Here is a 26,600-nt window from a genome sequence, read left to right on the forward strand (position 1 = left end):
ATTTCGCGCCTTGACATTCGCAGCCTCGCGCCCGACTTCCTAGCGTCCGAGGAGACCACACCATGCCAGAGCCCCGACGATCGACGATCGATGCCGGAGAGGTGGAACGCTTTTCCGCCCTTGCCGCCGAATGGTGGAACCCGAACGGCAAGTTCCGCCCGTTGCACAAGTTCAACCCGATCCGGCTTGCCTATATCCGCGACCAGGTGGCGGCCCGCTTCGGCCGCGATCCGCGTGCGGCACGGCCGTTCGAAGGCCTGCGCTTCCTCGACATAGGCTGCGGCGGCGGGCTTTTGTGCGAGCCGATGGCGCGGCTTGGCGCCGACGTGGTAGGCGCCGATGCCTCCGCCACCAACATCGAAGTGGCCAAGCTGCATGCGGCGGAAGTCGGCGTGAGCGTTGATTACCGCGCCACCACCGCGGAGGACCTGGCCGACGCCGGCGAAAAATTCGACGTCATCCTCAACATGGAAGTGGTCGAGCATGTCGCCGATGTCGATCTGTTCCTGGCCAAATGCGGCGAGATGGTCAAGCCCGGCGGCATCATGTTCGTCGCCACCATCAACCGCACGCTGAAGGCCTTGGGCCTGGCCATCATCGGCGCCGAATATGTGCTGCGCTGGCTGCCCCGCGGTACCCACCAGTTCGGCAAGCTGGTGCGCCCCGAGGAACTGGAAAAGGCGCTTGCCGGCGCCGGCCTGACCGTCATCGACCGCACCGGGGTCACCTACAGCCCGCTCGCCGACCGCTGGCAGCGCTCGAAGGACATGGACGTCAACTACATGGTGCTGGCGGAGAAGGCATCCGTCTGAAACTTACGCCTTCTGGCCCCTATGTCTTCTGGCTTTGCGCCTTGGTGGTGATGAACACGCCGGCGGTGATGATGATGGCACCGGCCCAGGTCAGTAGTTGATAGCGCTCGCCGAGGAAGAGCGTCCCGGCAAACAGCCCGACCGCCGCCGCGACATAGCCGATCTGGCTGAGATAGACCGGGCCGCCGACGGCTTGCAGCCGGAAGAAGAAGGCGAACATCGCCGAGGCTGATGCCACCTGTGCCGCAGCGACCAGCGGCACGCCGCCGAGCGAGCCGAATGCATCGCCGCCCAGCAGGACCAGAATGCCGGCAAGCAGCATCAAGGCTGCTGCCAGATGGCTGCCGACGGCAAGCTCGATCGGGCCGGTGCCTTCGGGCCAGTCGACGGTGCGGTAGATGTTACCGGCGGCGAGGCTGACCGGGATGAGCAGGCCCATCGCCACCCAGAAAAATTCGGCCGGCTGGCCCGCTTCGCCGCGCGTCACCGCCACCATGACTGCGCCGACGAAACCGACGACTATGCCGACGATGCCCAGCATGGTCGGGCGCCTGACGCGGAGCAGCATCGAGAACACCAGCGTGACGACCGGCGACAGCGTGAACATGATGCCGTTGTAGCCGGCGCCCAGATGCGGAATGGCTGAAAACATCAGCAGATTGGGGATAGCGTAGGAGACGGCCGCGGTGACGAAAAAATAGCGCAGCCTGTGCGGCGTAAGCCGCATGCGCTTCCCGTTGAGCAGCAATGCGCACAAAAGCACGCCGCCGGCACCAAGCGAGATGACGAAGGCCCAGACCATGGCGGGCACGCCGGCCGCCGTCGCGATCTTGCCGAACGGCAGCGTCAGGCCGAGCAGTCCGCCGGTGACAACCAGAAGGCCAAGCGCCGAGTCCCAGAGAAATTTCATCGCCGTCCCATCGCCTGTTCGCGGCACTTGGCCAAATATCGCAAGCTGAGGTAAGATAAGGTAAAGATTCTTCACGTCAAGATACATAACGGTGAGAGACATGGATCGCGCAGCAAAAGCGATCGAGCAATGGAAAAAGGAACGGCCGGATCTCGATGTCTCGCCGATGGCCGTGCTCGGACGGTTGAACGAGGCCGCCTCGCTGATCTCACGAGAGCGGCTGGCGCCGCTGTTTGCAAGTTACGGGCTGCAATCCGGAGAATTCGATGTGCTGGCGACGCTGCGTCGTTCCGGGCCGCCATACGCGCTGACGCCGACGGCTCTGTACGAGGCGACGATGGTGACGTCGGGCGCGATGACCAACCGCCTCGATCGGCTCGAGAAATCCGGCCTGATCAAGCGCGGGCCGCATCCCGACGATCGCCGCGGCATTGTCGTGCAGCTGACCGGGAAGGGCCTCGCTCTGATCGACGAGGCGGTGGCCGCCCACGTCGCCAACGAGCACCAGATACTTTCTGGGTTAGCACGCCCGGAGCAGACCATGCTGGCACGCCTGCTCGAAAAACTGATCGCGAGCCTGAGCTAACCGAACCGGCCAAGCGGCGGGCCGAGGGGATGGAAAAGCTCAAATCTTGGCCGCAGAGCCTCGTTTGGGCCGGCGAACAGCCCTGATCTTGCCGCTGTTTCCGCCGCCACAGAAAAACTGGTCATCGCCATCGGATTCGAGCCCCGACACGCCTGTTCCCGGCGGCATATCGAGCTTCTCCAGGACCTTTCCCGTTTCAGGATCGATCCGCCGGACATCGCTCTCCTCACCCTCCCAGGTGCCATGCCACAGCTCGCCGTCGACCCAGCTGACCCCGGTGACGACGCGGTTGGAAACGATGGTGCGAAGGATTGCCCCTGTCTCGGGATCGACCTGATGAATCTTTCGGCCCCGATGCTGCCCGACCCAGAGCGTTCCTTCGGCCCAGGCGAGCCCGGAATCACCGCCGTTGCCAGGCGCCGGGATCGTCGCCAGCACCTGGCCATTCTTCGGATCGATCTTCTGGATGCGATCCTCGGCGATCTGATAGAGGTGCTGGCCGTCGAAGGCCGTTCCGGCGTGTGCCGCAACATCGATCGAGCGCACCACTTTGCCGCTCGCTGGGTCGAAGGCGTTCAATCTGTCGCCTGACGCAAACCAGACATGCTCACCGTCGAAGGTAACGCCGTCCACGTGGTCGACACCCGGAAAGGGTCCATATTCACGGAGGATTTCGGCAGAGGATCGTTTCATAATTCCATCCTAGTAGCCCGGCAGTGGGCCGGGGAGTAACAAGATTGTCGGGAAACCCGGCAGCGGCGGGGTCATCCAGCGACGCGCCCGCCCGCGGCCGAACGACTGCACCTTGCGGGCCTGGGCGAGCTGCTCGAGCGCCCGCTGCACGGTACGCGAACTGGCTCCAAGCGCAATCGCCAGGGCCGAACTCGACCAAGACTCGCCGTCGGCGAGGAAGGCGAGTACGGCGGCATGCTCTTCTTCGACGGGCGGCGCTAACACGACGACCTCACCTGCGCGGCGCGGCGCCAGCGCAAAGCCCCGCTTCGTCGCGCTCACATCGGCCAACGTCCGAAGCTCCGCGCGAAGCCGCCCGGCTTCGACCCGTAACCGTGCGCGATGTGATTCGTCCGCGTCCTTTCCGCGGAAAGCGCGCGCAATAAGCGTCGATCTTGCCACGTCCCCCGGCCAGGCTTCGGCCAGCGCACGGGCCAGCGCGAACAGCACCGGGCGGGTCGCCAGCGAGACGACGGTGTCTGCGACTCGAACGACATTGCGACACGCATCCACCACGAGCGCCCCCGACGCCAGGAGGGCTTCGACTTCGTCGAGCAGGAGGGGCCGTTCCTCGCCACGCACGACAAGGCGTGCGGCCGGCGTGTCCAGCACCAGCGATGCGCTCTCCACCTCCGCCATCAGCGCGGGGATGCCGGACGCTCGCGCCGCCCGCGCCGCCAGGCCAAGTGCAGCGCGCGCAGGGCCGGTCCGCAAGCGGCGGATGGCGATGCCGGCGACAGCCAGCTCGTGGGCGGCACGCGATGCCGGCGGCAGCGGCGAGGGATCGAAGCCGTCCAGCCTGCGCTCGGCTTCGTCGAGATGGCCGATCAGCAGCAAGCGCCGAACCTCGAGGTTGCGCGCATGCGCGGCGTTGACTCGGTCGCCATGCTTTTCAAGCGTCGCCCGCGCGGCGTCGAGTGCCTTGGCCGGCCAGGCGAGGTCGCGCGAGACGAGCGCGATCTCGGCCTCGGCGACTATACACCTCGCGCGGGCCACGGCCTCCCTAGGGCTGAATGCGTGCGCCGCCCTCTTGAGGAGAACCTTCGCCCTATTCAGGTCGCCAAGCTGCGCCATCGCGATACCGCGCAACGCCAGTGCCGGCGCATCGTCGCGCAGCGCAACCCGCTTCAAGGCACCGAGCGGATCGCCCGCCGCAAGCGCATGGGCCGCGGCTGTGATCAGCGAGTCCATCGGAATCCCGTCACACTTGTCACTCCCATGGCTTCGACATCCGGCGCTAAGTCCATCTCACCAACCAGTCGTATCGACAACAGCGACTGTAGCCAACCTGAGTTGCGGCGCGATTATGCACTGAGTTCGAACGCAACGATAAGCACTAGGAGAGACGCAATGAAGATCGAAGGTTCAACCATCCTGGTGACTGGAGCCAATCGGGGCATCGGTCGGGCACTGGTCGAGGAAGCCCTGAGCAGAGGCGTAAAGCGCGTCTATGCCGCAACCCGCCAAGCCATGGCCCACCCGGACCGGCGTGTGACGTCCCTGACCATGGATGTGACCAACGCTGCGCAGATCCGGGAGGCCGTCGAGAAGATCGATGCTCTCGATATCCTCATCAACAACGCCGGCGTATCGCCCTTCGATGACCTCAGCGACCGTCGTGTGCTCGAACAACAGCTCGCCGTAAACCTCTTCGGCTCGTATGACGTTACCCAGGCTCTGCTGCCGTTGCTGGCCCGGTCGCGGGGAGCCATCGTCAACATTCTGTCGCTGGCTTCGATTGCCGCCGTGCCGTTCAGTCCGGCTTACTCGGTCTCGAAGGCGGCCTCATTCTCCCTGTCACAGTCGTTGCGCACCCTCCTGGCCGGACGGGGTGTCAGCGTCCACAGGGTCCTTCCCGGCCCGGTGGACACGGACATGACCCGGGGGCTGGACATCGCGAAGGCCTCTCCGGAGTCTGTTGCGCGGGCGATCCTGGACGGCGTGGAGAACGGCGAGGAGGAAATCTTCCCCGATCCCATGTCGGAATCCCTGGCAGAGGGCTGGCGCAGCAGTGCGGTCAAGGCGCTTGAACGCCAGTTTGCAGCCTATGCGGAAGCAAGCCCGTCAAGTGAAGCAAGCCCGTCAAGCAGTGGGCATGAAGGAAAGAGCGAAACGATTACCCGCGAGCCCCATCCTTGCTGCTCGGCCTGAAACTGCGAACGCTTGTGAAAGGGGGCGGCAGCATCGCCGCCCTCGACGCAGCCGGTCGGCTGTCGCAGGCGACGGCGCCGACCTTCACGATCACCGCGCTGCCTGGCGAAGAGATGCCTCGCTATGGCTGGAGCAGGTTGACGGATCAGTTGCGGTCGTCGGGGAAGCTTGGAATAGGCAAGAACTCGACGCCGTCGTCGGCGAGGCTCTTGGCCTCCTCCAGCGTCGCCTCGCCATAGATGCCGCGCGGATCGCTCTCGCCAAAATGGATCTTGCGCGCTTCCTCGGCAAATTTGTCGCCGACATAGTCGGCGTTCTCGCGCACCTTCTCCGCCATGGCCTTGAGCTGGGCCAGCGCCTGCTTTTGCGCCTCGCCCATGGCCAGCGCGATCTTTTCCTGGTTGCGCCCGGTCGAGACGGCAGGCGCCATCAGCGCCTTCTCGACCTTGTGCGAGCCGCAGGCCGGGCAATCGACGAAACCGCGCTTCTTCTGTGTGTCGAAATCGTCGTTGCTGCGGAACCAGGCCTCGAATTCGTGCTCGTGCTCGCAGATCAGGGAAAAGCGGATCAAGAGGCGGCACCCCTGAGCGGCATTGCCTCCGCCGAACCGGCGTTTACGGCAAAATCGCGTGCGTTTTTGAGATTCGGTATCTTCTTGCGTGCGGCGACTGACTGCGCCGCGTCGATCTCGGTGACGATCACAGCCGGCTCGTCATGGGCAGCCTCGGCGACGATGCGGCCCCAGGGATCGACGATCAGCGAATGGCCATAGGTTTCGCGGCCGTCCTCGTGCACTCCGCCTTGCGCGGCGGCAACCACATAGGCGCCGTTCTCGATGGCGCGCGCCCTGAGCAGCACATGCCAATGCGCTTCGCCGGTCTGGCGGGTGAAGGCGGCGGGCACCGAAAGCAGATCGGCGCCGGCCAGCGCCTCGGCACGGAACAGCTGCGGAAAGCGCAGATCGTAGCAGACGGCAAAGCCGAGCTTCGCGCCATCGATTTCGGCGACGACGGCCTCGGTGCCTGGCTCATAGGCGGCGGATTCGCGCCAGCTCTCGCCATTGTCGAGATCGACGTCGAACATGTGAATCTTATCGTAGGTGGCAATCGTGGCGCCGTCCGGCCCGAACAGAAGGGCGCGGTTGGCAAGCTTGCCGTCGGCACGCAGAATGGCGGTCGAGCCGATATGCAGGAAGATACCGAGCTCCTTGGCCAGCCTCCGCGACGTCGAGACGACGATGTCCTTGTCTTCGGAGGTGAAGGAAGCGGCCCGCGCTTGGCTGTCGCGGATCAGCGCGCCGGTCATTTCCGGGGTCTGGACATAGGTCGCGCCAAGGGCTGCTGCCTCGCGCACCAGCCGTTCCAAATCGACCGCATTGCGCTCCGGGCTGGTTCCCGAACGCATCTGGATCGCCGCCGCCTTGAAAGCACCCCCCGACTTGATGGCACCCATGGTCATGTCCTTATCTGGTCGAGCCGTTGGCGAGCAATCTGTCCAGCCGTCCTTCCGCCTCCAATTCGTGGAGATCGTCGGAGCCGCCGACATGCGTGTCGCCGATGAATATCTGCGGAAAGGTGGAACGGCCATGGGCCCGGGAGATCATTTCCTGGCGCAGTTCCGGCGAGAAGGAGGCGTCGTGCTCGGTATAGGCGACACCCTTCCCGTCGAGCAGCCGCTTGGCCGCGGTGCAATAGCCGCACATCATCCGCGTGTAGATCGTCACATCGACCATCGGTCAGCAATCCTGCCTCGTTCCGCTGTCATCTAGGCTATATAGGCGCCGATTCGTCGGCCCGAAAGTCCCCCGGCAGCACACGCGCGAAGGTCAATACGTCGACTGAGCCGGCACCGCCCTTCTTCAATGCTCTGGCGACCGCGCGGACGGTCGCGCCGGTGGTGTAGACATCGTCGATCAACAGCACCCGACGGCCAGCGATTTCGATCTCCGCCTCGTCAGGCACTTTGAATGCGGCGCGAACATTTTCCTCGCGTTTCCGCCGCTCCAGCCCGACCTGCTGGCGCGTGAGTTTGACGCGCTTGATGGCTGATGGCGCGAAAGACCGCTCCCCGAGCTGCGCCACCGCCCGCGCCAGTTCCGCCGACTGGTTGAACTGCCGCCTGAAGAAACGCCGCCAGTGCAGCGGTACCGGCACGACCACGTCGGCCTCGGCGATGAGCTCGGCACCGGCGCGAAGCATCCAGCGCGCCATCCACGGCGCCAGATCGGTGCGGTCCTGGTATTTCAGCCCTTGCACCATCTGGCGGGCAACGCCGGAATAGGCGACCGCCGCCCGCGCGCGCTCGAACGGCGGCGGGTCGGCTATCGCCTCCGCCGACAGGAAACCCTCACCCATACTGTGGGTGAACGGCGTGCCCATCACCGGGCACCATGGCCGTTCCAGCAGCCTGAGTTTCGGCCAGCAGGCGCCGCACAACACCCCGGGCTGCGAGACATGGCGGCGGCAGCCGGCGCAGACCGGCGGGAACAAGAGGCGCGCCGGCCAGCCCAGTGCCTTTCGGGCAATGCTCTTGATCGCAATACGCTTGATCTCTGGCATCGGATCGGCCACGTGGTTGGTCCTCCGCATCACTATATCAGAGAGCGAAGCACAAGGACCTGCCCATTGCAGCCTGTAATCGACACCTCGCTCTGGCTGGCGCGCAAGCGCCGGGCACTGGCCCGTCCCATCGCCGGCGCGGATTTCCTCATGCGGCGAGCAGCCGAGGATCTTGCCGACCGGCTCGGCGCCGTCGAACGCAGGTTCGGCAAGGCGGCCTCCTTGTTTTGCCAGACGCCGGCAGCAGCAGAGGTGCTCGCCGAAAGCGGCAAGGTGACGGAAAACGTGCGCGTCGAGGCCGACGCCGCTTTCCTGGGCGGCCAGCCAGGAGTGGTGGCGCCGTTGGAAACCGTGCCATTCGAACCGGAGAGCCTCGACCTCGCAGTCTCGCTGCTGTCGCTGCAGGCGATGAACGACATTCCCGGCATGCTGGTGCAGATCCGCCGGGCTCTGAAGCCGGACGGGCTTTTCCTCGGCGCCTTCGCCGGCACAGGCACGCTTTCCGAGCTGCGCGAAAGCCTGCTTGCCGCCGAGACCGAGCTCTATGGCGGCGCCAGCCCGCGTGTGATCCCGTTCACCGACGTCCGCGACGCCGGCGCGCTGCTGCAGCGCGCCGGCCTGGCGTTGCCGGTTGCCGACGTCGAGACGATCACGGTGCGCTACGATTCCCTGTTTGGTCTGATCGCCGATCTGCGCGCCATGGGCGAGACCAGCGCGCTTGTCGACCGCACTAGGCGGCCGGGCACGCGAGCGCTGTTCGCGCGCGCCGCCGAAATCTATGCGGAGCGGTTTTCGGATGCCGATGGCCGCGTCAGGGCGAGTTTCTCGGTGGTCTGGATGTCAGGCTGGGCGCCCGATGCCTCTCAGCAAAAACCGCTGAAGCCGGGCTCCGCAAAAATATCGCTGAAGACGATCCTGGAAAATCCCGGCGGCCCCTGACCGGATCCTTGCGCAAAAAGCTAAGCGTATCCCACGCAAAAACTAAGCGGGTCACTGCGCAAAAGCGTTGGCAAGCTTGCTGCTGTTGTCGCTGAATAGCCACTGAATCGCACCGGCAGCCCGGCCGACGCCAGCGACAATGGCAAGCGACAGCACGGCAACGATCAAACCATATTCGATAGCCGTCGCACCCCTCTCGTCTTCTAAAAATCGTTGCAGCAAGACTTTCATGGGCGCCCATCCCTCTTGCCCGAACCTAGCGCCGACCCGTTAAGAAAGGTTAACGCGACAGGCTTAACGGGCAGTGAAACAGCTGCATTGTAGAGATCTGTTGAGGACGTCAGCAGTCGCCGCTGCTTCTGCCATCGGCCCGTATAACGCAGACCGAACTGGGCAGCGGCTGCAGCACGCTCTTGCGTACCGTATAGCTATCGCGCTGGCCGATCGAGCCGGTGCTCATCGTATCAAGGCCGTCGCGGGCAAACTGCGACCGGGTCCGGCTGTCGAGGTAGGGCGTCGCGATCAACGCCAGCGCCACCGCGGCCGAGCCGAACAAAAGGGTGATGCGCAGTATTCCCATGCCGGCATTGGCGGCGCCAGGAAGGCGGTCGGGCCAAGGCGAGTCCCAGTCCTTGTCGAAGCTCATGCAAATCGCTCCCCAGCGGTGGAATCGGCGTAACCGCCTTGCGTCAATTTTTCACGGCCAGATAAATCTTTCATTAACGCTGCCGATATCGCGTTGCGGAGCTGCCCGGTTTACGGAGGTCGGCCGTTACAGCAGATCGATGAGGAACTGGATCAGCGGGGCATCGGCCGGCGGCATTGGAAAATCGCGCATCTGGCGCGGCCGCACCCATTTCAGCACCTGGCCTTCCTTCGGCTGCGCAATGCCACGGAAGCGACGGCAGACGAACAGCGGCATCAGCAGGTGAAAATCATCGTAGGAATGGCTGGCAAAGGTGAGTGGCGCCAGGCAAGGGATGTCGGTCTCGATGCCGACCTCCTCGTACAATTCGCGGATCAGGCATTGTTCCGGCGTCTCGCCAGGCTCGACCTTGCCGCCCGGAAACTCCCACAGGCCGGCGAGCTGCTTGCCTTCGGGCCGCTGCGCCAAAAGCACGCGCCCGTCGGCATCGACCAGCGCGCAGGCCGCGACCAGGAGCAGGCGCTTGCCGGCCGTGTTTGAGCCGCTCATGCGCCTTGTGGCCGGCGATAGTGATAGCGATAGACTTCGTCGAATCCGAGCGAACGGTAAAGCGCCAGCGCCGGCGCGTTGTCCGCCTCGACCTGCAGCCAGGCTTCCCGAGCCCCGCGCAGCCGCGCCCATTTCAGCGCCGACCGGATGAGATGGCGGCCATGGCCCTGGTTGCGCACCGATCTGTCGGTGGCGATCTCGAACAGGCCGGCAAGGTCGCCGTCATGCACGCAGATCAACGTTGCCAGCGGCTCGCTGCCGGCCTCCAGCGCAAACAGCCCCGCCTCCGGCTGGATGGCGCCGATGATCTCCGACAGGCCGGGCCGCAGCGACACATGCGAACCGCTCACCTTGAGCGCCGCGCCGATGAAACGGCTGATGTCCTTCAGCGGAATCTGGTCCATGGCATCTTCGAGCGCGGCGTCCGCCAACGGCAGCCGCATGACCAGCGATTCAGCGAATGTGCTCCAGCCCTCGCTGTCGAGGTACTTTGAAAGATCAGGCCCTGACAGCGGCGAGATGCGAAAGGTCACCGGCCTGCCATAGGCGTCGAAGCGGCGGCTGGCGCGGCCGATGCGCTCGGCAATGTGCTGGATGTCGCCCGGATCGAGCGGATTGACCGAATTCAGCCGCTTGGCCGGGTGGCCGGCCGTCAGCCGCACCACCCAGGTACCATCATAATGGACGGCGGCCGCCGGCCAGGCACGAAAGCCGGCCGCCTCGTAGCGGCGCACGATCGCCAACACGCTTGCCGGATGTCTGGAAGCCAACGCCATCAGCTCCGATAGTCGCCATTGATGGCGACATATTCCTTGGTGAGGTCACAGGTCCACACCGTCGCCTTGCCGCGGCCGATGCCGATATCGGCGCGGATGCGGATCTCGTCGCGCTTCATATACGCCGAAGTCGCCGCTTCGGAATAGGCGGCGTCGCGCTCGCCCTGATACGCCAGGCGGTTGTCGCCGAACCAGATCGACAGAAGGTCGCGGTCGGCCGGTTCGCCGGCCTTGCCGACGGCCATGACGACGCGGCCCCAATTGGCGTCCTCGCCGGCGACTGCCGTCTTGACCAGCGGCGAATTGGCGATCGACAGCGCGATGCGCTTGGCCGAGCGGGCCGATTTGGCCCCGGTGACGGTGACCTCGACCTGCTTGCGGGCGCCCTCGCCGTCGCGTACCACCTGCAGCGCCAGCGATTTCAGCACCTTGCCGAGGGCACGGCGGAAGGCGCCGAGGCGCGCATCCTTGGGGTCGGAAATTGCCGGCGCGCCGCGCCTGGCGGCAGCACCCGTGGCGAACATCAGCAGCGTGTCGCTGGTCGAGGTGTCGCTGTCGACGGTAACCGCGTTGAAGGTCTTGGACGTGCCGCGCGACAAGAGATCCTGCAGCACGGGTGCTGCGATCGGCGCATCGGTGGCGATGAAGGAAAGCATCGTCGCCATGTCGGGCGCGATCATCCCGGCGCCCTTGGCGATACCGTTGATGGTGACGTCGGCATCGCCGAGCTTGACCGTCGCGGTCGCCAGTTTGGGATAGGTGTCGGTGGTCATGATCGCCTTGGCGGCTTCGGTCCACAATTCCGGCTTGCCGTCCTTGACCAGCCCGGCCAGCAGATGGCTGAACTTGCCGGTGTCGAGCGGTTCGCCGATGACGCCGGTCGAGGCCAGGAACACCTCGCCTGCTGTGCAGCCGGCTGCTTTCGCTGCCACCTCGCCCGTGAGTGCCGTCGAGGCCCGGCCCTTCTGGCCGGTAAAGGCATTGGCATTGCCGGAATTGACGACCAGCACACGTGCCTTGCCGGCCACGAGGTTCTGCCGGCAGAAATCGACGGGCGCCGACGGGCACTTTGATTTGGTGAAGACGCCGGCGACGGTGGTGCCGGCGTCGAACACCATGGCCAGCAAGTCGGTGCGGTTCTTGTATTTTATGCCGGCCTCGGCGGTGGCGATGCGCACGCCCTCGATCACCGGCATCTTGGGATATTTCTTCGGCGCGAGCGGCGAAACCTGTGTGGACATGGAAGACCCCGGGCGGGAAAAATCGCGAAAGGAACGCCGGTTTGCCCGATAGCGCGCGCCGGCGCAAGGCGTTTTCACAGCCGTTGTGGGTGCCGGAAGCCTGACACCTGCCCCGGCCGCAAGCAAGACTGTTGCAAATTTGTTGGCGTCGCTGCGGCCGATAGCGCTATGATCCTGCCCGATGGGCAGGCTTGTGGTCTTGGCACTGGCGTTTCTGGGCTTTCTGCTGCTGCGCGCGGATGCGCAGACGGCGCGGCGCGTAGCGCTTGTGGTAGGCAACGGCAGCTACGCCGAAGCCGGCACGCTGGCCAATCCCGTCAACGATGCGCTCGACATCGCCGACAAGCTGCGCGCCATCGGTTTCGATGGTGATCGAAGGCAACGATCTCGGCAAGCGCGAACTCGAACGCAAGATCGGCGAATTCTCCGATGCGCTGCAAGGTGCCGGTGCCGGGCTGTTCTACTATGCCGGCCACGGCCTGCAGGTCGACGGGCGCAACTTCATCGTGCCGGTCGACGCCCGGCTGGACATGCCGGTCAAGCTGCAGCTCGAGGCGGTGCCGATCGACGAGGTTCTCGACATCATGGAGCAGCAGACCAAGGTCAGCCTGGTCTTCCTCGATGCCTGCCGCAACAACCCGTTTGCCCGAAGTCTCAGCCGCAGCGCCACGACGCGCTCGGCGACGGCCCTCGCCGGCCTTGCCCAGTTCGAGTCGACACGCGGCTCGTTCATCGCCTTCTCGACGGCACCCGGCGCCGTCGCAATGGACGGGACGGGGCGCAACTCGCCCTTTGCCGCGGCACTTTTGCGGCATATGGCCGAGCCCGGACAGAGCATCAACGACATGATGATCGCGGTGCGCCGCGACGTCGTTTCCGCAACGCGCGAGGCGCAGCGTCCGTGGGAGCAGGGATCGCTGCTCGAGCGTTTCGAATTCGTTCCGGGCGGAGACACTGCCCAGCAACCGAAACCGGCCGTCAGCCCGGCTCCCGCGTCGCAGGTGGCGGCGCTTGAGCGCTCCGTCGGCGACAAGGGTGCCATCGAAAAATTCCTGCGCGAAAACTATCTGGCGCCTGATGCCAGGAGAATGCGCGAAACGGTCAAGCGGCTTTACGGTTCGTCGGCCACCATCTACGGCACGCGTTACGACAGCGAGGCCATCGTCAAGGTCAAGACCGACTGGTTCGCGCAATGGGCGTCGTGGTCGTTCGGTCTTGAGCCCGGCAGCCTTGAGGTGACGCCGCATGGCAAGGACCGCGCCGACGTGGTTTTCGCCATGAGCTACGACTATGTGCCGAAAGGCAAATCGGCGCAGCGCCTGACCGGCAAGGCGCGCGTGACGCTGGAACTCGTGCTGGCCGGTGGCGCGTGGCGCGTTGCGTCGGAAACGTCGCAAGCGCTGGAATGAACATCACCGGACCGCTGGGTTGATGAACCCGCGAAACACCCGCTGCACGCCCGGAATCAGCCCCCAGATCATGATCGAGACCATCAGCGGCGCGATGACCAGCGTACGTTGCCAGATTTGCCATTCCTGCGTCAGCGGAAAAACCACGTACAGAATGGCAGTGATCAGCGGATAGACGCCGAGCAGCACCAGCAGGGCGAAGCGCAGGCGCGAAAAGCGGGTGGCGGCGGTCGAAGTCATTGTTGTTCTCTCTGTCGTTACGGAACGTTTCGTTCCATATAAAACGGATCGTTCCGTTTCGTCAAGAGGTCGTGTATTGTGGCTGCTGAAATCGCGGGTAAGGAAGCGGGTAAGGAAGAAGAGATGGGCGAAACCACCGATCCCGGGCGCAAGTCAGCCGGCGCACGGCGCAGCCCCGAAAGCGCCGATGCCATTCTCGATGCCGCCGAAGCGGTACTGGTCGAAGCCGGTTATTCCGGCTTCTCGATCGAGGCGGTGGCGCGGCGGGCGCGCGCTGGAAAACCGACGATCTATCGCTGGTGGCCAAGCAAGGCCGCCTTGCTGCTCGACGTCTACCAGCGGCAAAAGCGCGTCGACAATCCCGATACCGGGAACCTTGAGCAGGATCTCGTCGGCTTCCTGAAGAGCTTGTTCGCGCACTGGCGCGACACATCGTCGGGCAGCGTGTTCAGATCGCTGATTGCCGAGGCGCAGTCGGACGAAAAAGCCGCCGCCGCCCTCGCCGAATACGCAAGCGGGCGTCGCGTCCACACCGGCCAGATGGTCGAACGCGCCAAGGCAAGGGGAGAGGTGGCAGCCGATGTCGATGCCGCTGTCGTCGCCGACCTGATCGCCTCGTTTGCCTGGACGCACCTTCTGACAGACCGCCTGGACGAGGACGAAGCGATCTTACGCAGGGCAGTCGGCTATATCTTGAAAGGCATAGTCGCTGGCGACGCCGGCGACGCCACGGCGGTCCGGCGGCGGCGTCGACGCATCATCGCTCGCCCTACCAAATAGAAGCGACAGGGCGGCAGCGCGCCCTGTCGTAGCTCAATCTCGCCTACTTCGCGCTTTCCAGCGCGTCGACCGTCTTCTTCAGGTTCGCATCGGGGATGTCGACCTTGGCATTGGCGCGCAGCGATTTGACCAGCGCGAAATACTTGTCGCGGATAACCGCCTGACGGGCCTGGTCCTTGACCTGGTCGAACGCCGGCGGCTGCTTGGTGCGCTTGTCCTCGACCTTGATGACGTGCCAGCCGAACTGCGACTGCACCGGCTGCTCGGTGTATTTGCCGACCGCCAGCGCAAACACCGCCTTGTCGAATTCCGGCACCATCTGGCCAGGTCCGAACCAGCCGAGATCGCCGCCGCTGGTCTTGCCGCTCGGATCGCTGGTGTGCTCGTTGGCGAGTTTCTGGAAGTCGGCGCCGCCGTCGAGCTGCTTGATGATGGCGTCGGCCTCTTCCTTCGTCTTCACGAGGATGTGACGGGCGTGCACCTCGTTGGTGGGCGGCGTGTTGGCGATTTCCTGGTCGTAACGGGCGCGGACCTCGGCATCGGTGACCTTGTCGACGACGCCCTTCTCGACCATTTCGCCATGCAGCGCGCGCTGCTGCAGGAAGGCCATGCGGCGCTGGAAGTCGGGATCCTTGTCAAGGCCGGTGGTCACCGCCTGAGCCGCCATGACGCGGATTTCGATCGCCGCCGAAAGCGCCGCGGCGCGGCGCTGCTCGGGCGGAAGCTGCGCGAACTGCTGCGACAGCTCGCCCTCGGCAAGCCCAAGGTCTGCCTCGGTCAGCGTCTGGCCATTGATGGTGGCGACCACGGCGTTCGGATCGACCGGCTTGGCCGCCGGGGCGGGTGCTGCCGGCTGGGCAGGGGCGGCTTCCTGCGCCATCAGCGGCGACAGCGAGAGGGCCGACAGCCCGAATGCCAGACCAAGGCTGGCGAGCGACGCGCGGCGGAACAACAAGGACATTACGATTATCTCCAAAGCGGGGTAGCTAGAGCGGAATGGCTTCCAGACCAGCAGGATTGTGGCGGAATTTGGCGCGGTCGACAGGGCGAGCGCGGCGTTGACATCGAATGAGCCCCCTCTTATCTGTCCAACGACTTTGCGTCCAGAACCGTTTTCCGGGCGCTTTTTGCGCTTGTCCGCGTTCACGCGGATTTGATGGGGCCGGCCGGCGCCCGTCGCAATGACTTGGAATGCTATCGAAAGGGCCATTGGATGGTCAGTCTCGGCGGTCTCGCCCGTAAGGTTTTCGGCTCCTCCAACGATCGTCGGGTCAAATCGACCCGGCCGCGCGTCGAGGCGATCAATGCCATGGAAAACGAGATGCGGGCGCTCTCCGACGCCGAGCTTCAGGCCCGCACTGACAAATTCCGCCAGGACATCGCCAACGGCGCCAGCCTGGACGACCTCCTGGTGCCGGCCTTCGCCACTGTGCGCGAGGCCGCCCGCCGCGTGCTCGGCATGCGCCCGTTCGACGTGCAGCTGATCGGCGGCATGGTGCTGCACAATGGCGGCATTGCCGAGATGCGCACCGGCGAAGGCAAGACGCTGGTGGCGACGCTGCCGGTCTACCTCAACGCGCTCGCCGGCAATGGCGTCCATGTCGTCACCGTCAACGATTACCTGGCCACGCGCGACTCCGAATGGATGGGCCGCGTCTACAAATTCCTCGGCCTTAAGGTCGGCGTCATCGTCCATGGCCTGTCCGACGAGGAGCGCCGCGTCGCCTACGCCGCCGACGTCACCTACGCCACAAACAACGAGCTCGGCTTCGACTATCTGCGCGACAACATGAAATACGAGCGCGCCCAGATGGTGCAGCGTGGTCACAGCTACGCCATCGTCGACGAGGTCGATTCCATCCTGGTCGACGAAGCCCGCACGCCGCTGATCATTTCCGGTCCGCTCGAGGACCGTTCGGAAATGTACAACACCATCGACACCTTCATCATCCAGCTGCAGCCGCAGGACTACGAGATCGACGAGAAGCAGAAGACCTCGATCTTCACCGAGGAAGGCACCGAGAAGCTGGAGAACATGCTGCGCGATGCCGGCCTGCTCAAGGGCGAGTCGCTCTACGATGTCGAGAACGTCGCCATCGTCCACCACGTCAACAACGCGCTGAAGGCGCACCGGCTGTTCCAGCGAGACAAGGACTACATCGTCCGCAACGGCGAGATCGTCATCATCGACGAGTTCACCGGCCGCATGATGCCCGGCCGGCGCTATTCGGAGGGCCTGCACCAGGCGCTCGAAGCCAAGGAGCATGTGGCGATCCAGCCGGAGAACCAGACGCTCGCCTCGGTCACCTTCCAGAACTATTTCCGCCTCTACAAGAAGCTCGCCGGCATGACCGGCACGGCGCTGACCGAGGCCGAGGAATTCGCCAACATCTACAATCTCGACGTCACCGAGATCCCGACCAACCTGCCGGTCATCCGCATTGACGAGGACGACGAGGTCTACCGGACGGTCGAGGAGAAATACAAGGCGATCGTCAAGGAGATCAAGGAAGCCCGCGCCAAGGGCCAGCCGACGCTGGTCGGCACGACTTCCATCGAGAAGTCCGAGCAACTGGCCGAACGCCTGCGCAAGGAAGGTTTCAAGGATTTCGAGGTGCTGAACGCCCGCCACCACGAGCGCGAGGCGGCGATCGTCGCCCAGGCGGGCAAGCCCGGCGCCATCACCATCGCCACCAACATGGCCGGCCGCGGTACCGACATTCAGCTCGGCGGCAATGCCGACATGCGCATCGCCGAGGAGCTTGGCGACATGCCGGCCGGCCCCGAGCGCGAGGCCCGGGAAAAGGAAATCCGCGACGACATCGCCCGGCTGAAGGAAAAGGCGCTCGCCGCCGGCGGCCTCTACGTGCTGGCCACCGAGCGCCATGAATCGCGCCGCATCGACAATCAGTTGCGCGGCCGCTCGGGCCGCCAGGGCGACCCCGGCCGCTCGAAATTCTTCCTGTCGCTGCAGGACGATCTGATGCGCATCTTCGGTTCCGAGCGCATGGACGGCATGCTGCAGAAGCTCGGCCTCAAGGAAGACGAGGCGATCATCCATCCCTGGATCAACAAGGCGCTGGAAAAGGCGCAGAAGAAGGTCGAGGCGCGCAACTTCGATATCCGCAAGAACCTGTTGAAATATGACGACGTCTCCAACGACCAGCGCAAGGTGGTGTTCGAGCAGCGCATCGAGCTGATGGACGGCGAGGGCCTGTCCGAGACCATCACCGAGATGCGCGAAGGCGTCATCGAGGAGATCGTCGCCAAGAACATTCCCGAAAACGCCTATGCCGAGCAGTGGAACGTAGCCGGCCTCAAGGCCGAAATCGCCGAATTCCTCAATCTCGATCTGCCGGTCGAGGACTGGGTCAAGGAAGAAGGCATTGCCGAGGACGACATCCGCGAGCGCATCAGCCAGGCCGCCGAGGCCGCCGCCAAGGAGCGCGCCGAGCGTTTCGGCCCCGACGTGATGTCCTATGTCGAGCGCTCCGTGGTGCTGCAGACGCTCGACCATCTATGGCGCGAGCACATCGTCAATCTCGACCATCTGCGCTCGGTCGTCGGCTTCCGCGGCTATGCCCAGCGCGATCCGCTGCAGGAGTACAAGGGCGAAGCGTTCGAGCTGTTCCAGGCCATGCTGGGCAATCTGCGCCAGGCCGTCACCGCGCAATTGATGCGCGTCGAACTGGTCCGCCAGGCGGCCGACGCGCCGCCGCCCGAAGCCCCTGACATGTTCGGCAGCCACATCGACGGCAGCACCGGCGAAGACGATTTCGACGGCGGCGAGACGGCCGTGCTGGTCCGCCAGGAAAGCAACGCCATCGTCGCCCCCGAAGACCGCGACCCGAAGAACCCGGCGACCTGGGGCAAGGTCGGCCGCAACGAGGCCTGCCCGTGCGGGTCGGGCAAGAAGTACAAGCATTGTCATGGGGCGTTTGCGTAAGCACCCACCTCCCTTCTCCGTCATACGGGGAGAAGGTGCCCATAGGGCGGATAAGGGGCGGCAGAGGCGTTGGCGACTAGTCGATCTCCCCACTTGAGGGGGAGATGGCCGGCAGGCCACAGGGGGCGCTGTCCCGCCGATACCAAAATACGCATTTCGAATTTTCTGTATCTCGACCGTCGGTGGTGTTTCAGTTTGAAATCTAATAGCCGGGTGACGCACGCGCTGATGTCCGCGCTTCATGAAGATCGGAACCTGCTAAAGTGGGTAAAGACACTACTTCGATTCAATAACCCCGTTCGAGGTCGATCTTGTTGGACAGAGGCTCTCCTCTTGCGACTTGACCGCAGAGATCGGCGGCCTGATCGATTCCAGAATCCACCCAGAAGCTCGCGACATGAGGTGTGACGGTCACCTTGGGATGAGTCCACAACGGCGATGAAGCCTCCAGCGGTTCACGCTCAAACACGTCAAGACAAGCACCAGAAAGCTGACCTTCGTCGAGAGCGCGGATCAGGTCGGCTTCGTTGACATGCGCGCCCCTGCCGACATTCACAAGGTAGGCACCTCGCTTCATTTTTCCAAAGGCACTCGAGTTCAGTATCCCACGAGTGTCACCAGTCAGGGGAAGTGAACAGATAACGTAGTCGCGATTTGTGAGTGCGTCCGCAAGCTGGGCACGGCCAAAGTAACTGTGTATACCAGGAAGCGTCTTTTGATGACGAGACCAGACTGCTGTGTCGTAGCCAAAGTCCGCAAACAGCTTTGCGGCCCAGCCACCGATCCGGCCCGCACCCAGCACAACAATTCTTGTCTCGGAGATCTTCCGCGGCGCGATCGGATTCCACAACTTGCGGGCTTGTAGACTCATGTAATCCGCAACATGCCGTTGCTGGCAGAGAACGCGAAGGACGATGTACTGCACCACTTCCGAAGCCTGCTCACGCGTTGCGAGCCTGATGAGCGGAACACTCTTGGGAAAGCTCTGAAGATCAATACCCTCGACACCGGCTCCCAAATAGACGACGGCGCTTAGCCCCGTCATGGCATCAAAAAAGCCAGGACTGGCGCCCTTGTCGATCAGCACAATATCTATGTCACTTTTGTTCCCGGCGTCTGGCCAAAGCCTGAATTCCAGCTGCGGCACACGGGTTTTCAGCTCAGCAGCCCATACTTGTGCATCAATGTAGTCAGGATACTCATTGACCATCAGAACGGTAATGGGCTCGCCTAACACTTCGCCCCTCCCAGATTCAGGTAATCAGGCATCCACCGGATTACCAGTCTGTTGAGACTGAGGTTTGCGAAACTGGCACCAGTAGCAAGACCAGACCCCGGCAAAAATGGCGTTGGTGATCCGCCAAAGCCGTGATGTCTGCCCGCTGCTGGCCGAGGATATCGATTTCGCTTTCTTCAAGGCATAGTTCTCCCCTGGTTTTGCTGGAACGCATGACAACCGGGCCGGTCACGCCGGTGATGGATGGGGCGATGGCCGGAGTTCCGCGATCAGCCGCAGGATGTCGGTGAAGAGTTGCCTCGGGATAGCGACCTCCGCATCTGGAAGGCGACATAACGCCCATGGCTGATAACCTCGGCACCGATCTTGATGAGCTTCTTTGTGAGCTGGTAAGTGGTGCCAGAACATCCTTCCTGCTGTCGGCACTGTGGACGTTGCCGGGACGCAGGGCACAGCGTTCGAGGTCACCTAGCTGGTTGAATTCCACGCATCCCTCTTCTGGGATAGAGATTCTTGCAAAAGCCTATTTCGGCAGATGCTGCGATCAGGTTTTCACTGGCGGCTATGTTTGGCGATCTCAGCCCGACGCTCTGGCCTCATAATCTCGGCCCGCTTCTTGCCGCCTTTCGCGCCCAGCGCTTTCGCGGCAGGTCTTTGCCGTCGTCAATCACGTCGTCGGCTTCCTCGCCAGTGGCAATGCGCATGACGCGAACGGCATTGCCGATAATGTCGGCGGGGCGCTTCTGGCCTTTAGGTCCGGTTGGGATTCCTAGTTCTCCGCATGGCTAAAGACGACAGCGCCGTTGTCCTTACGAACTTCAACGGACACGATTCCATCGTCACCCTTTCGGGTTTGGAACATGGAGGTTGCATGATCTTTCGCGGTCTTCTCCTCGTCGAAGATCACCTTGTCGACGATGCCATGCCTTCCATACCAGATGACAGTGTAGACCATTGTTGCTGCCATGCATTCCGCTAAGCATATAGGCGTTTTCGCATATGGGGCAAACTAGATAGGCGTTTCCGCGTATTTCAAACTGAGACACTACCGAGCAGGGTGAAGGGCTGCGCGAATGATGAATATGAAGCCGCGCACCCGCCCCTCATCCGCCTGCCGGCACCTTCTCCCCGTATAGAGACGGGGCGAAGGAGGCCCACCCAACCGTTTCTTAATGTGTTTTCGCTACACGCATAGCCAGAAAAGAGGCGGAAAACGGAGTGTGATCGGGGTGCGCTTTTCCGCGGCGACGACAGCCGGGCGGTTCTTGCCGCAGCGCCTTGCGCTGCGCATCAGGCCGCTGCTTGGCCTGATCGATGCCGTGCTGTTCACCGCCGGCGCGCGCGGCGAGGCCGGCCGCATGTCGCTGATCGCCTTTTCGGTCCGCATCGTCAGCGCCGTCATCGCCTTCGTCAGCCAGGTCCTGATGGCGCGCTGGATGGGCTCGTTCGAATACGGCATTTTCGTCCTCGTCTGGGTGACGATGGTCATCGTCGGCAATCTCGCCTGCCTCGGTTTCCACACCTCGATCATCCGCTTCATCCCCGAATATCGCGAGCGCGGCATGATGGCAGAATTGCGCGGCATCGTGCAGGCCAGCCGGCTGTTCGTGCTGATTGCCTCCACCGTGATCGCCGGCCTCGGCGCGCTCGGCGTCTGGCTGCTGTCGGCCTTCATCGAAAACTATTATGTCGTGCCGTTCATCCTCGGCATCATCTGCCTGCCGATGATCGCCATGTCCGACCTTCTGCAAGGGCTGGCGCGGGCCAATTCCTGGGCGCTGTTCGCGCTGTCGCCGACCTTTCTGGTGCGGCCGCTGCTGATCCTGGCGTTCATGGCGCTGATGCTGCTGGCGGGCTACGCGCCCGACGCCAAAACGGCGATCTTCGCCGCCATCGCCGCCACCTATGCCACCACGCTCGGCCAGCTCATCGGCGTCACCTCGCGGATGGACAAAAGGATCCCGGCCGGGCCGATGAAGCTGCATTTCGGCCAATGGTTCATCGTCTCGCTGCCGATCTTCCTGGTCGAGAGCTTCTTCTTCCTGCTCACCAATGCCGACGTGCTGATGGTCGGCGCCTATCTCGATCCCAACGACGTCGCTGTCTATTTCGCCACCGTCAAGACGCTGGCGCTGGTGCATTTCGTCTATTTCGCCGTCAAGGCCGGCGTTGCCCAGCGCTATGCCCAGTTCACCCATGGCGAGCCGCACAAGCTCGCCGCCTTCGCCCGCGAAACCGTGTCGTGGACGTTCTGGCCGTCGCTGGCGATGGCGCTGCTGGTGCTGGCGCTGGGCGAGCCGATGCTGACCCTGTTCGGCCCGGAATTTTCCGCCGGCTATCCGCTGCTGTTCCTGCTGGTGTTCGGCGTCGTCGCGCGGGCCGCCGTCGGCCCTTGCGAAAGCCTGCTCACCATGAGCGGCAACCAGAACATCTGCGCCGCCGTCTATGCCATGACGTTGGCCTTCAACATCGCGCTCAGCGTCGTGCTGATCCCCCTCTTCGGCCTGTGGGGCGCGGCGATGGCCACCGTCTTCGCCATGATCTTCGAGGCCGGCGCGCTGTCCTTCACGGTCTGGCGCAAGCTCGGCATCGCCATGGCCATTTTCGTGCCCGCCAAAGGAGCCGCCTGATGGCTGCCGTCCCCTTGCTCGAGGAAACCAGCGGCGGCCCGGCCGGCGCCATGGTGTCCGGCCTTGCCGGGCTTGCCCGCGAAGCCGACCCCGCCCATGTCGAGATCCTCGCCAACAACCGGCCCGAGCGCAAGCTTGCCATCTATCCGGCCTCCGCCGGCTTCGACCTGGTCGAGGAGCTCGACTATCTCTGCACCCGCACGATCGATCCCAACGTCTTCTTCAATCCGCGCTTCCTGGCGCCGGCCATGCCGAGGCTCGAGGACCGCGAGGTGCGGCTGGCGGTCATCCGCGACGGCGACCAGTATCGCAACCGGCTGCGCCTGCTGGTGCCGTTCTCGGTCGAGCGGCCGATGGTGCCGCTCGGGGTTCCCGTGATGCGCACCTGGTCGAGCCCGTTCGGCCCGATCGGCACGCCGCTGATCGACCGCGACGATCCGATCGGCGTGATCGAGGATTTCTTCTCGATGCTGTCGAGGCCGCATCTCAAACTGCCGAAGGTCTTCGTGCTGCCCGACATAAGGCTGGACGGCCCGGTTGCGAGCCTGCTCGCCAGCGTCGCCGAAACGCGCGGCCTGACGCTGGTCACCACCGGCAAGGCCGAGCGCCCGGTGCTCGAAAGCGAGCTCGACGGCGAGGAGTATCTGAAAGCTTCGCTGCGCGCACACCATTATCGCGAGTTCCGCCGCCTGAAGCGCCGCCTCGCCGACCTCGGCCGGCTGGAGCATGTCGTGGCGCGCGGGCCGGACGAGATCCGCCACGCCATCGAAAATTTCCTGACGCTGGAGGCTGCCGGCTGGAAAGGCCGCGAGCGCACCGCCATGGCGATCGACCGCTACCGCGCCGCCTTCGCCCGCGAAGCGGTGCACCGGCTGGCCGAGCAGGATCTCTGCCGCATCCATTCGCTGACGCTCGACGGCCGCACCATCGCCTGCCTGGTCGTCTTCGTCGAGGCCGGCGTCGCCTACACCTGGAAGACCGCCTATGACGAGACGCTCGCTGCCTATTCGCCGGGCACGCTGCTGATGATCGAGGTGACCAGGCAGCATCTCGACGACCCCAACATCATGATGACCGATTCCTGCGCGGTGCCCGACCATCCGGTGATGAGCCGGCTGTGGTCTGAACGCAAGCCGATGGGCACGCTGGTGATCGGGCTGACGCCGGACGCCGACCGCCCCGCCCGCCAGGCGGCGTCGCAGCTTCACCTTTACCGCGAAACCCGCAACATGGCGCGCCTGCTGCGCAACCGGATGAGGAGCCTGCTGCGGCGGCGCTAGTGCATCGGGTCCAAAGTGGGACCCGGCCGTCCGTCTCCGCACCATCGGCCCGCTTGGGCCTAGGTCGTCAGGGTTAATTCTCCCGATCGGCGGAAAGGATTAGCATCGACGCAGTCCCAACCGGGATGAGGCGATCAATTTCGGCCGCGCGTCCAGCATCACTGCCGCCTCGGTCCTGCACGGCCAGAACAAAAAAATCTGGGAGGAATGCATGACGAAAACAACTCACCTCAGGCGTCTCGGTATCCTCGCCTTGGCAGGTCTCGTTGGCGCGTGTCTGAACGCCGCCACTCCTCGGGCCGCCGAACCCGACAAGGCCGAGATCGATGCCCTGCGTAAATCGCTGTCCAGGTATGAAGACTACAAGGTTGCCATTCGCGAGCTTTATCTATCGACGGTTGGATGCGTCTTCTACAGCGGCGAAAAGGTAGAGGGAGCGATGGACTACCCGAAGGGCGCGATGGGCATCCATTTCGTCAACGTCACGACTGTCGGCCCGACTGCGGATCCGACGCGCCCCAATGTGCTGATCTATGAGCCGGTCGGTAACGAATTGCGCCTGGTCGGCGCGGAATGGCTCGTGCCCTTGACGCCCGACACCAAGGAGCCGCCGAAGCTTTTCGGACAGACATTCCAGGGGCCGATGGAGGGGCATTATCCGCTCATCCCGAAGGAGTTCCACCACTACGACCTTCACGCCTGGCTGTTCAAGGACAACCCGCTCGGAATGTTCAGCCCGACGAACCCGGACGTGAAATGCGACAATTATGCGTTCCCGATGCCGGAGCAGCCGACCAAGATGGTGCCGGGGCCGATGTGATAGCGACCTCCGTTACAGTCTGGGTTGTCGAAAGCGCTCGGGGCCTCAGTTACCCCAGGAGGCTCCTGGGATAACGACCAAACCGAGCTCTCTCGACGGATGGGAAATGGTGCCCCTAGCCGGGATCGAACCAGCACTCCTTGCGGAACTCGATTTTGAGTCGAGCGCGTCTACCAATTCCGCCATAGGGGCTCAGGCCGGGCGGCCTGGATGGGCGCGGACTATACGGTTGGAGGCCTGTTCGTCAACGGCCAATTCCCGAGATCCGGTCTCGCTCAAGCCTCAGCCTTTCGATTTCGTGAAGCAGCTGCCATTGTGCAGCGCGGAAAATCTTTCTAGACAGGCGGCGCATGTCATTGAAGCACCTTGTCCGACGAGGTTGATGCGGGGGCGCTTCCAAGTCTTGTTTGTTCATGTCGTGATCCCAAGACCGCTACTGGTTTGGGCGTGCATTAGGAGTGCCGATGCTTCGCGGACTTTACGACTGGACCTTGTCGCTGGCGGCGAGCAAATCCGCCGAATGGTGGCTGGCCTTCATCGCCTTCGTCGAGAGCTCGGTGTTCCTGGTGCCGGCCGACGTCCTCTATCTGCCGATGGCGCTGTCGCGACCGGATCGCGCTTACCGTTATGCGCTGGTTGCCACCGTCGCCTCGGTGCTGGGAGGCATCGCCGGCTGGTTCATCGGCCATTATGCCTATGATGCGGTGGCGCGGCCGATCCTCGAATTTTATGGCAAATATGACGAGTTCGAGGCGATGCGGGTCTCGTCGGGTGTCGGCTTCATCATCCTGATGCTGGTCACCTCCGGCCTCGCCCATCTGCCGCCGATCAAGGTCGTGACGATCCTGTCCGGCGTCATCGGCGTTCCTTTGCTGCTTTTCATCGTGCTGGCAATTGTTGCCCGCGGAGCCCGCTTCCTGTTTCTCGCGTGGCTCTTGCGCCGCTATGGCGAGCCGATCCGCCACTTCATCGAAAAGCGCCTTGGCCAAATTGCGGGCGCCGCCGCCGCTGCCCTGATTTTGCTCTATATCGTCGTCAAATACGCCGTCTGAACGGCATCGAACCGAATGGACTGAGTCCGATGACAGCGACCGTGAATCCCGATACCGGACGCCAGCGGCTGCGCACCGCCCTGTTTCTCGCTGTCGCCATGGCCGCCACGGTCGGCTCGGCGCTGGCCTTCCAGTATCTCGGCGGCTACATCCCCTGCAAGCTCTGCCTCGAGCAGCGCACCCCTTACTACGTCGGCGTGCCCTTGATGCTGCTGGCGGTGCTTGCGTCGGCTCTTCAGGCGCCAGCCTGGATAAGCCGTGGCCTGCTGGCCATTGGCGGCCTGCTGATGCTCTACGGCGTCTATCTCGGCGTTTATCACTCCGGCGTCGAATGGGCGTGGTGGCCGGGCCCGACCGATTGCACCGCAGCCGCCGGGCCGGTGGACACCGGCGGCAAGGGCGTGCTCGACGCGCTCGACAAATTCGTCCCGCCCTCCTGCGACAAGGCGGCGCTCCGCATCCTCGGCCTGTCCTTGGCTGGCTGGAACGCCATCGCCAGCTTCGTCCTCGCCGCAGTCGCCTTCCGCGGAGCATTTGCCCGAGATTAGTCTAGCGCGGCGCGAGATCATCCAAGAATTCGGCAGGCTGAGTCGTATGAAGTGATTTTCGAGAACCGCAGCGGAGCGTACTAAAGTACGTGAGCACCGGAAGCGCAGAAAATCGCTTCAGACGGCCTGCCTCCCGAATTATCGGATGATCTCAAGGTTCGAGTTCGACATCCCAGTACAGATAATCCATCCAGCTTTCGTGCAGATGGTTGGGCGGGAACAGCCGGCCGTTATTATGCAAATCATGCACCGTCGGCTGGTAGGGCTTCTGCAGCGGCCACATCTTGGCGTGGGCCGGCATCATGCCGCCCTTCCTCAGATTGCAGGGCGAGCAGGCAGCGACGACATTCTCCCAGGTCGTGGCGCCGCCGCGATGGCGAGGAATGACATGGTCGAACGTCAGATCGTCCGGCGTGCCGCAATATTGGCACTGGAAACGGTCGCGCAGGAAGACGTTGAAACGGGTAAACGCCGGATGCCTCGACGGCTTCACATAAGCCTTCAGGCTGACGACGCTCGGCAGCTTCATCGAAAAGGTCGGTGACGAGACGGCGTGTTCGTATTCGGCGACGATGTTCACCCTCTCGAGGAACACCGCTTTGATGGCATCCTGCCAGGACCAGAGCGACAGGGGGTAATAGCTGAGCGGACGGTAATCCGCATTCAGCACCAGCGCTGGAAGCCCATCCGGAGATACGGCAACCGTCACGTCGTTGACCTCCTTCACCCTAGAACCGGTCGACGCGGATACTGTAAGC

At 63.7% G+C, this 26,600-nt stretch carries 29 protein-coding genes, 1 tRNA gene and 2 pseudogenes; 13 read left to right on the forward strand and 19 right to left on the reverse strand.

Going from position 1 to position 26,600, the window contains the following annotated elements:
• The first annotated feature begins 62 nt into the window (after positions 1–62).
• On the forward strand, positions 63–812 hold the full coding sequence (ubiG, locus tag NKH70_RS11105; protein ID WP_352714101.1) for a bifunctional 2-polyprenyl-6-hydroxyphenol methylase/3-demethylubiquinol 3-O-methyltransferase UbiG: 750 nt from the start codon (positions 63–65) through the stop codon (positions 810–812).
• A 19-nt stretch (positions 813–831) separates the two neighbouring features.
• On the opposite strand, the gene NKH70_RS11110 is transcribed toward ubiG, so the two are convergent.
• Positions 832–1,722 (reverse strand): DMT family transporter, encoded by an 891-nt coding sequence (locus NKH70_RS11110; RefSeq protein WP_353025259.1) that lies wholly within the window; start codon positions 1,720–1,722, stop codon positions 832–834.
• 100 nt (positions 1,723–1,822) lie between these two features.
• Here NKH70_RS11110 and NKH70_RS11115 point away from each other — a divergent pair, with 100 nt between their 5' ends.
• A complete protein-coding gene (locus NKH70_RS11115; RefSeq protein WP_352714104.1) occupies positions 1,823–2,308 on the forward strand; it encodes a MarR family winged helix-turn-helix transcriptional regulator in 486 nt (161 codons plus the stop codon).
• 39 nt (positions 2,309–2,347) lie between these two features.
• On the opposite strand, the gene NKH70_RS11120 is transcribed toward NKH70_RS11115, so the two are convergent.
• Complete coding sequence (locus NKH70_RS11120) at positions 2,348–3,001, reverse strand: Vgb family protein (RefSeq protein WP_352714106.1); 654 nt, start codon at positions 2,999–3,001, stop codon at positions 2,348–2,350.
• Positions 3,002–3,010: 9 nt separating this feature from the next.
• Complete coding sequence (locus tag NKH70_RS11125) at positions 3,011–4,231, reverse strand: helix-turn-helix domain-containing protein (RefSeq protein WP_352714107.1); 1,221 nt, start codon at positions 4,229–4,231, stop codon at positions 3,011–3,013.
• 159 nt (positions 4,232–4,390) lie between these two features.
• Between NKH70_RS11125 and NKH70_RS11130 the strand changes: the two genes are divergently transcribed.
• A complete protein-coding gene (locus NKH70_RS11130) occupies positions 4,391–5,191 on the forward strand; it encodes an SDR family NAD(P)-dependent oxidoreductase (RefSeq protein ID WP_352714108.1) in 801 nt (266 codons plus the stop codon).
• A gap of 145 nt (positions 5,192–5,336) precedes the next feature.
• On the opposite strand, the gene NKH70_RS11135 is transcribed toward NKH70_RS11130, so the two are convergent.
• From NKH70_RS11135 to NKH70_RS11150, 4 genes are read right to left on the reverse strand one after another with little or no spacing between them, the layout of a single operon-like run.
• Positions 5,337–5,762 carry a DUF1178 family protein gene (locus tag NKH70_RS11135; protein WP_352910459.1) on the reverse strand — a complete coding sequence of 142 codons (426 nt, stop codon included), beginning with the start codon at positions 5,760–5,762 and terminating at the stop codon, positions 5,337–5,339.
• Entirely contained in the window at positions 5,759–6,643 is an 885-nt protein-coding gene (locus tag NKH70_RS11140) for a carbon-nitrogen hydrolase family protein (RefSeq protein WP_352714111.1), read from the reverse strand. Before NKH70_RS11140 ends, NKH70_RS11135 begins: the two co-directional genes overlap by 4 nt.
• 10 nt (positions 6,644–6,653) lie before the next feature.
• Complete coding sequence (gene grxC, locus NKH70_RS11145) at positions 6,654–6,923, reverse strand: glutaredoxin 3 (protein WP_352714113.1); 270 nt, start codon at positions 6,921–6,923, stop codon at positions 6,654–6,656.
• A gap of 37 nt (positions 6,924–6,960) precedes the next feature.
• On the reverse strand, positions 6,961–7,761 hold the full coding sequence (locus NKH70_RS11150) for a ComF family protein (RefSeq protein WP_353025260.1): 801 nt from the start codon (positions 7,759–7,761) through the stop codon (positions 6,961–6,963).
• A 54-nt stretch (positions 7,762–7,815) separates the two neighbouring features.
• Here NKH70_RS11150 and NKH70_RS11155 point away from each other — a divergent pair, with 54 nt between their 5' ends.
• Positions 7,816–8,688 carry a methyltransferase domain-containing protein gene (locus NKH70_RS11155; RefSeq protein ID WP_352714117.1) on the forward strand — a complete coding sequence of 291 codons (873 nt, stop codon included), beginning with the start codon at positions 7,816–7,818 and terminating at the stop codon, positions 8,686–8,688.
• A gap of 51 nt (positions 8,689–8,739) precedes the next feature.
• Here NKH70_RS11155 and NKH70_RS11160 read toward each other — a convergent pair whose 3' ends face one another.
• The 5 genes from NKH70_RS11160 to argJ form a co-directional block, all read right to left on the reverse strand.
• Complete coding sequence (locus NKH70_RS11160; RefSeq protein ID WP_352467599.1) at positions 8,740–8,919, reverse strand: Flp family type IVb pilin; 180 nt, start codon at positions 8,917–8,919, stop codon at positions 8,740–8,742.
• A 109-nt stretch (positions 8,920–9,028) separates the two neighbouring features.
• A complete protein-coding gene (locus NKH70_RS11165) occupies positions 9,029–9,334 on the reverse strand; it encodes a hypothetical protein (protein WP_352714119.1) in 306 nt (101 codons plus the stop codon).
• A 126-nt stretch (positions 9,335–9,460) separates the two neighbouring features.
• Positions 9,461–9,883 (reverse strand): (deoxy)nucleoside triphosphate pyrophosphohydrolase, encoded by a 423-nt coding sequence (locus tag NKH70_RS11170; RefSeq protein ID WP_352714121.1) that lies wholly within the window; start codon positions 9,881–9,883, stop codon positions 9,461–9,463.
• Positions 9,880–10,659: a GNAT family N-acetyltransferase gene (locus NKH70_RS11175; protein WP_352714123.1), complete on the reverse strand. Its 780-nt coding sequence runs from the start codon at positions 10,657–10,659 to the stop codon at positions 9,880–9,882. Before NKH70_RS11175 ends, NKH70_RS11170 begins: the two co-directional genes overlap by 4 nt.
• A complete protein-coding gene (gene argJ, locus NKH70_RS11180) occupies positions 10,659–11,900 on the reverse strand; it encodes a bifunctional glutamate N-acetyltransferase/amino-acid acetyltransferase ArgJ (RefSeq protein WP_352714125.1) in 1,242 nt (413 codons plus the stop codon). Before argJ ends, NKH70_RS11175 begins: the two co-directional genes overlap by 1 nt.
• Before the next feature lie 181 nt (positions 11,901–12,081).
• On the opposite strand from argJ, the pseudogene NKH70_RS11185 reads away from it, so the two are divergent.
• Positions 12,082–12,213 (forward strand): annotated as a pseudogene (locus NKH70_RS11185) (caspase family protein); the annotation flags it as partial.
• Positions 12,214–12,268: 55 nt separating this feature from the next.
• Positions 12,269–13,309, forward strand: coding sequence for a caspase family protein (locus NKH70_RS11190; RefSeq protein WP_353025261.1), 1,041 nt, complete (start codon positions 12,269–12,271; stop codon positions 13,307–13,309).
• 3 nt (positions 13,310–13,312) lie between these two features.
• On the opposite strand, the gene NKH70_RS11195 is transcribed toward NKH70_RS11190, so the two are convergent.
• A complete protein-coding gene (locus NKH70_RS11195; RefSeq protein ID WP_352593928.1) occupies positions 13,313–13,549 on the reverse strand; it encodes a putative antibiotic biosynthesis monooxygenase in 237 nt (78 codons plus the stop codon).
• A 123-nt stretch (positions 13,550–13,672) separates the two neighbouring features.
• Here NKH70_RS11195 and NKH70_RS11200 point away from each other — a divergent pair, with 123 nt between their 5' ends.
• The gene (locus NKH70_RS11200) at positions 13,673–14,329 is read left to right on the forward strand and encodes a TetR/AcrR family transcriptional regulator (protein WP_352714574.1); all 657 of its coding nucleotides are present in this window, start codon (positions 13,673–13,675) and stop codon (positions 14,327–14,329) included.
• Positions 14,330–14,372: 43 nt separating this feature from the next.
• Here NKH70_RS11200 and NKH70_RS11205 read toward each other — a convergent pair whose 3' ends face one another.
• On the reverse strand, positions 14,373–15,290 hold the full coding sequence (locus tag NKH70_RS11205; RefSeq protein ID WP_352714129.1) for a peptidylprolyl isomerase: 918 nt from the start codon (positions 15,288–15,290) through the stop codon (positions 14,373–14,375).
• Positions 15,291–15,542: 252 nt separating this feature from the next.
• Between NKH70_RS11205 and secA the strand changes: the two genes are divergently transcribed.
• Positions 15,543–18,275 (forward strand): preprotein translocase subunit SecA, encoded by a 2,733-nt coding sequence (gene secA / locus NKH70_RS11210; RefSeq protein ID WP_352714131.1) that lies wholly within the window; start codon positions 15,543–15,545, stop codon positions 18,273–18,275.
• A gap of 286 nt (positions 18,276–18,561) precedes the next feature.
• On the opposite strand, the gene NKH70_RS11215 is transcribed toward secA, so the two are convergent.
• The 3 genes and pseudogenes from NKH70_RS11215 to NKH70_RS11225 form a co-directional block, all read right to left on the reverse strand.
• Positions 18,562–19,512, reverse strand: coding sequence for a 2-hydroxyacid dehydrogenase (locus tag NKH70_RS11215; protein WP_352714133.1), 951 nt, complete (start codon positions 19,510–19,512; stop codon positions 18,562–18,564).
• 228 nt (positions 19,513–19,740) lie between these two features.
• A pseudogene (locus NKH70_RS11220) lies at positions 19,741–19,898 on the reverse strand (IS1380-like element ISCARN79 family transposase); the annotation flags it as partial.
• 383 nt (positions 19,899–20,281) lie between these two features.
• A complete protein-coding gene (locus tag NKH70_RS11225; RefSeq protein WP_352467585.1) occupies positions 20,282–20,467 on the reverse strand; it encodes a hypothetical protein in 186 nt (61 codons plus the stop codon).
• A 274-nt stretch (positions 20,468–20,741) separates the two neighbouring features.
• Here NKH70_RS11225 and NKH70_RS11230 point away from each other — a divergent pair, with 274 nt between their 5' ends.
• The 3 genes from NKH70_RS11230 (at position 20,742) to NKH70_RS11240 (ending at position 24,242) form a co-directional block, all read left to right on the forward strand.
• Positions 20,742–22,142 carry a lipopolysaccharide biosynthesis protein gene (locus NKH70_RS11230; RefSeq protein ID WP_352714576.1) on the forward strand — a complete coding sequence of 467 codons (1,401 nt, stop codon included), beginning with the start codon at positions 20,742–20,744 and terminating at the stop codon, positions 22,140–22,142.
• Complete coding sequence (locus NKH70_RS11235; RefSeq protein ID WP_352714137.1) at positions 22,142–23,422, forward strand: GNAT family N-acetyltransferase; 1,281 nt, start codon at positions 22,142–22,144, stop codon at positions 23,420–23,422. Before NKH70_RS11230 ends, NKH70_RS11235 begins: the two co-directional genes overlap by 1 nt.
• 211 nt (positions 23,423–23,633) lie before the next feature.
• Complete coding sequence (locus NKH70_RS11240) at positions 23,634–24,242, forward strand: hypothetical protein (RefSeq protein ID WP_352714139.1); 609 nt, start codon at positions 23,634–23,636, stop codon at positions 24,240–24,242.
• A 107-nt stretch (positions 24,243–24,349) separates the two neighbouring features.
• Here NKH70_RS11240 and NKH70_RS11245 read toward each other — a convergent pair.
• Positions 24,350–24,434: transfer RNA gene (locus NKH70_RS11245), tRNA-Leu, on the reverse strand.
• Between the two features lie 272 nt (positions 24,435–24,706).
• On the opposite strand from NKH70_RS11245, the gene NKH70_RS11250 reads away from it, so the two are divergent.
• Positions 24,707–25,294, forward strand: a complete 588-nt coding sequence (locus tag NKH70_RS11250; RefSeq protein WP_023677958.1) for a YqaA family protein — start codon at positions 24,707–24,709, stop codon at positions 25,292–25,294.
• A 29-nt stretch (positions 25,295–25,323) separates the two neighbouring features.
• Positions 25,324–25,842 (forward strand): disulfide bond formation protein B, encoded by a 519-nt coding sequence (locus tag NKH70_RS11255; protein WP_352714140.1) that lies wholly within the window; start codon positions 25,324–25,326, stop codon positions 25,840–25,842.
• 151 nt (positions 25,843–25,993) lie between these two features.
• Here NKH70_RS11255 and NKH70_RS11260 read toward each other — a convergent pair whose 3' ends face one another.
• Positions 25,994–26,551, reverse strand: a complete 558-nt coding sequence (locus tag NKH70_RS11260; protein ID WP_023677956.1) for an HNH endonuclease — start codon at positions 26,549–26,551, stop codon at positions 25,994–25,996.
• Between the last annotated feature and the right edge of the window lie 49 nt (positions 26,552–26,600).

This window comes from Mesorhizobium sp. M0991 (genome assembly GCF_040318915.1).
In the GTDB taxonomy this organism is placed as follows: Bacteria; Pseudomonadota; Alphaproteobacteria; order Rhizobiales; family Rhizobiaceae; genus Mesorhizobium.

What these genes read in the sequence shown, in the direction of transcription:
- NKH70_RS11250 (WP_023677958.1), top strand. Translation starts at nt 24,707, where the DNA reads ATGCTTCGCGGACTTTACGACTGGACCTTGTCGCTGGCGGCGAGCAAA.
- NKH70_RS11165 (WP_352714119.1), bottom strand. Translation starts at nt 9,334, where the DNA reads ATGAGCTTCGACAAGGACTGGGACTCGCCTTGGCCCGACCGCCTTCCT.
- NKH70_RS11140 (WP_352714111.1), bottom strand. Translation starts at nt 6,643, where the DNA reads ATGGGTGCCATCAAGTCGGGGGGTGCTTTCAAGGCGGCGGCGATCCAG.
- NKH70_RS11200 (WP_352714574.1), top strand. Translation starts at nt 13,673, where the DNA reads ATGGGCGAAACCACCGATCCCGGGCGCAAGTCAGCCGGCGCACGGCGC.
- NKH70_RS11170 (WP_352714121.1), bottom strand. Translation starts at nt 9,883, where the DNA reads ATGAGCGGCTCAAACACGGCCGGCAAGCGCCTGCTCCTGGTCGCGGCC.
- NKH70_RS11110 (WP_353025259.1), bottom strand. Translation starts at nt 1,722, where the DNA reads ATGAAATTTCTCTGGGACTCGGCGCTTGGCCTTCTGGTTGTCACCGGC.
- NKH70_RS11175 (WP_352714123.1), bottom strand. Translation starts at nt 10,659, where the DNA reads ATGGCGTTGGCTTCCAGACATCCGGCAAGCGTGTTGGCGATCGTGCGC.
- NKH70_RS11120 (WP_352714106.1), bottom strand. Translation starts at nt 3,001, where the DNA reads ATGAAACGATCCTCTGCCGAAATCCTCCGTGAATATGGACCCTTTCCG.
- NKH70_RS11255 (WP_352714140.1), top strand. Translation starts at nt 25,324, where the DNA reads ATGACAGCGACCGTGAATCCCGATACCGGACGCCAGCGGCTGCGCACC.
- NKH70_RS11160 (WP_352467599.1), bottom strand. Translation starts at nt 8,919, where the DNA reads ATGAAAGTCTTGCTGCAACGATTTTTAGAAGACGAGAGGGGTGCGACG.
- NKH70_RS11115 (WP_352714104.1), top strand. Translation starts at nt 1,823, where the DNA reads ATGGATCGCGCAGCAAAAGCGATCGAGCAATGGAAAAAGGAACGGCCG.
- grxC (WP_352714113.1), bottom strand. Translation starts at nt 6,923, where the DNA reads ATGGTCGATGTGACGATCTACACGCGGATGATGTGCGGCTATTGCACC.
- NKH70_RS11225 (WP_352467585.1), bottom strand. Translation starts at nt 20,467, where the DNA reads ATGGTCTACACTGTCATCTGGTATGGAAGGCATGGCATCGTCGACAAG.
- ubiG (WP_352714101.1), top strand. Translation starts at nt 63, where the DNA reads ATGCCAGAGCCCCGACGATCGACGATCGATGCCGGAGAGGTGGAACGC.
- NKH70_RS11205 (WP_352714129.1), bottom strand. Translation starts at nt 15,290, where the DNA reads ATGTCCTTGTTGTTCCGCCGCGCGTCGCTCGCCAGCCTTGGTCTGGCA.
- NKH70_RS11240 (WP_352714139.1), top strand. Translation starts at nt 23,634, where the DNA reads ATGACGAAAACAACTCACCTCAGGCGTCTCGGTATCCTCGCCTTGGCA.
- NKH70_RS11125 (WP_352714107.1), bottom strand. Translation starts at nt 4,231, where the DNA reads ATGGACTCGCTGATCACAGCCGCGGCCCATGCGCTTGCGGCGGGCGAT.
- NKH70_RS11195 (WP_352593928.1), bottom strand. Translation starts at nt 13,549, where the DNA reads ATGACTTCGACCGCCGCCACCCGCTTTTCGCGCCTGCGCTTCGCCCTG.
- argJ (WP_352714125.1), bottom strand. Translation starts at nt 11,900, where the DNA reads ATGTCCACACAGGTTTCGCCGCTCGCGCCGAAGAAATATCCCAAGATG.
- NKH70_RS11235 (WP_352714137.1), top strand. Translation starts at nt 22,142, where the DNA reads ATGGCTGCCGTCCCCTTGCTCGAGGAAACCAGCGGCGGCCCGGCCGGC.
- NKH70_RS11130 (WP_352714108.1), top strand. Translation starts at nt 4,391, where the DNA reads ATGAAGATCGAAGGTTCAACCATCCTGGTGACTGGAGCCAATCGGGGC.
- secA (WP_352714131.1), top strand. Translation starts at nt 15,543, where the DNA reads ATGGTCAGTCTCGGCGGTCTCGCCCGTAAGGTTTTCGGCTCCTCCAAC.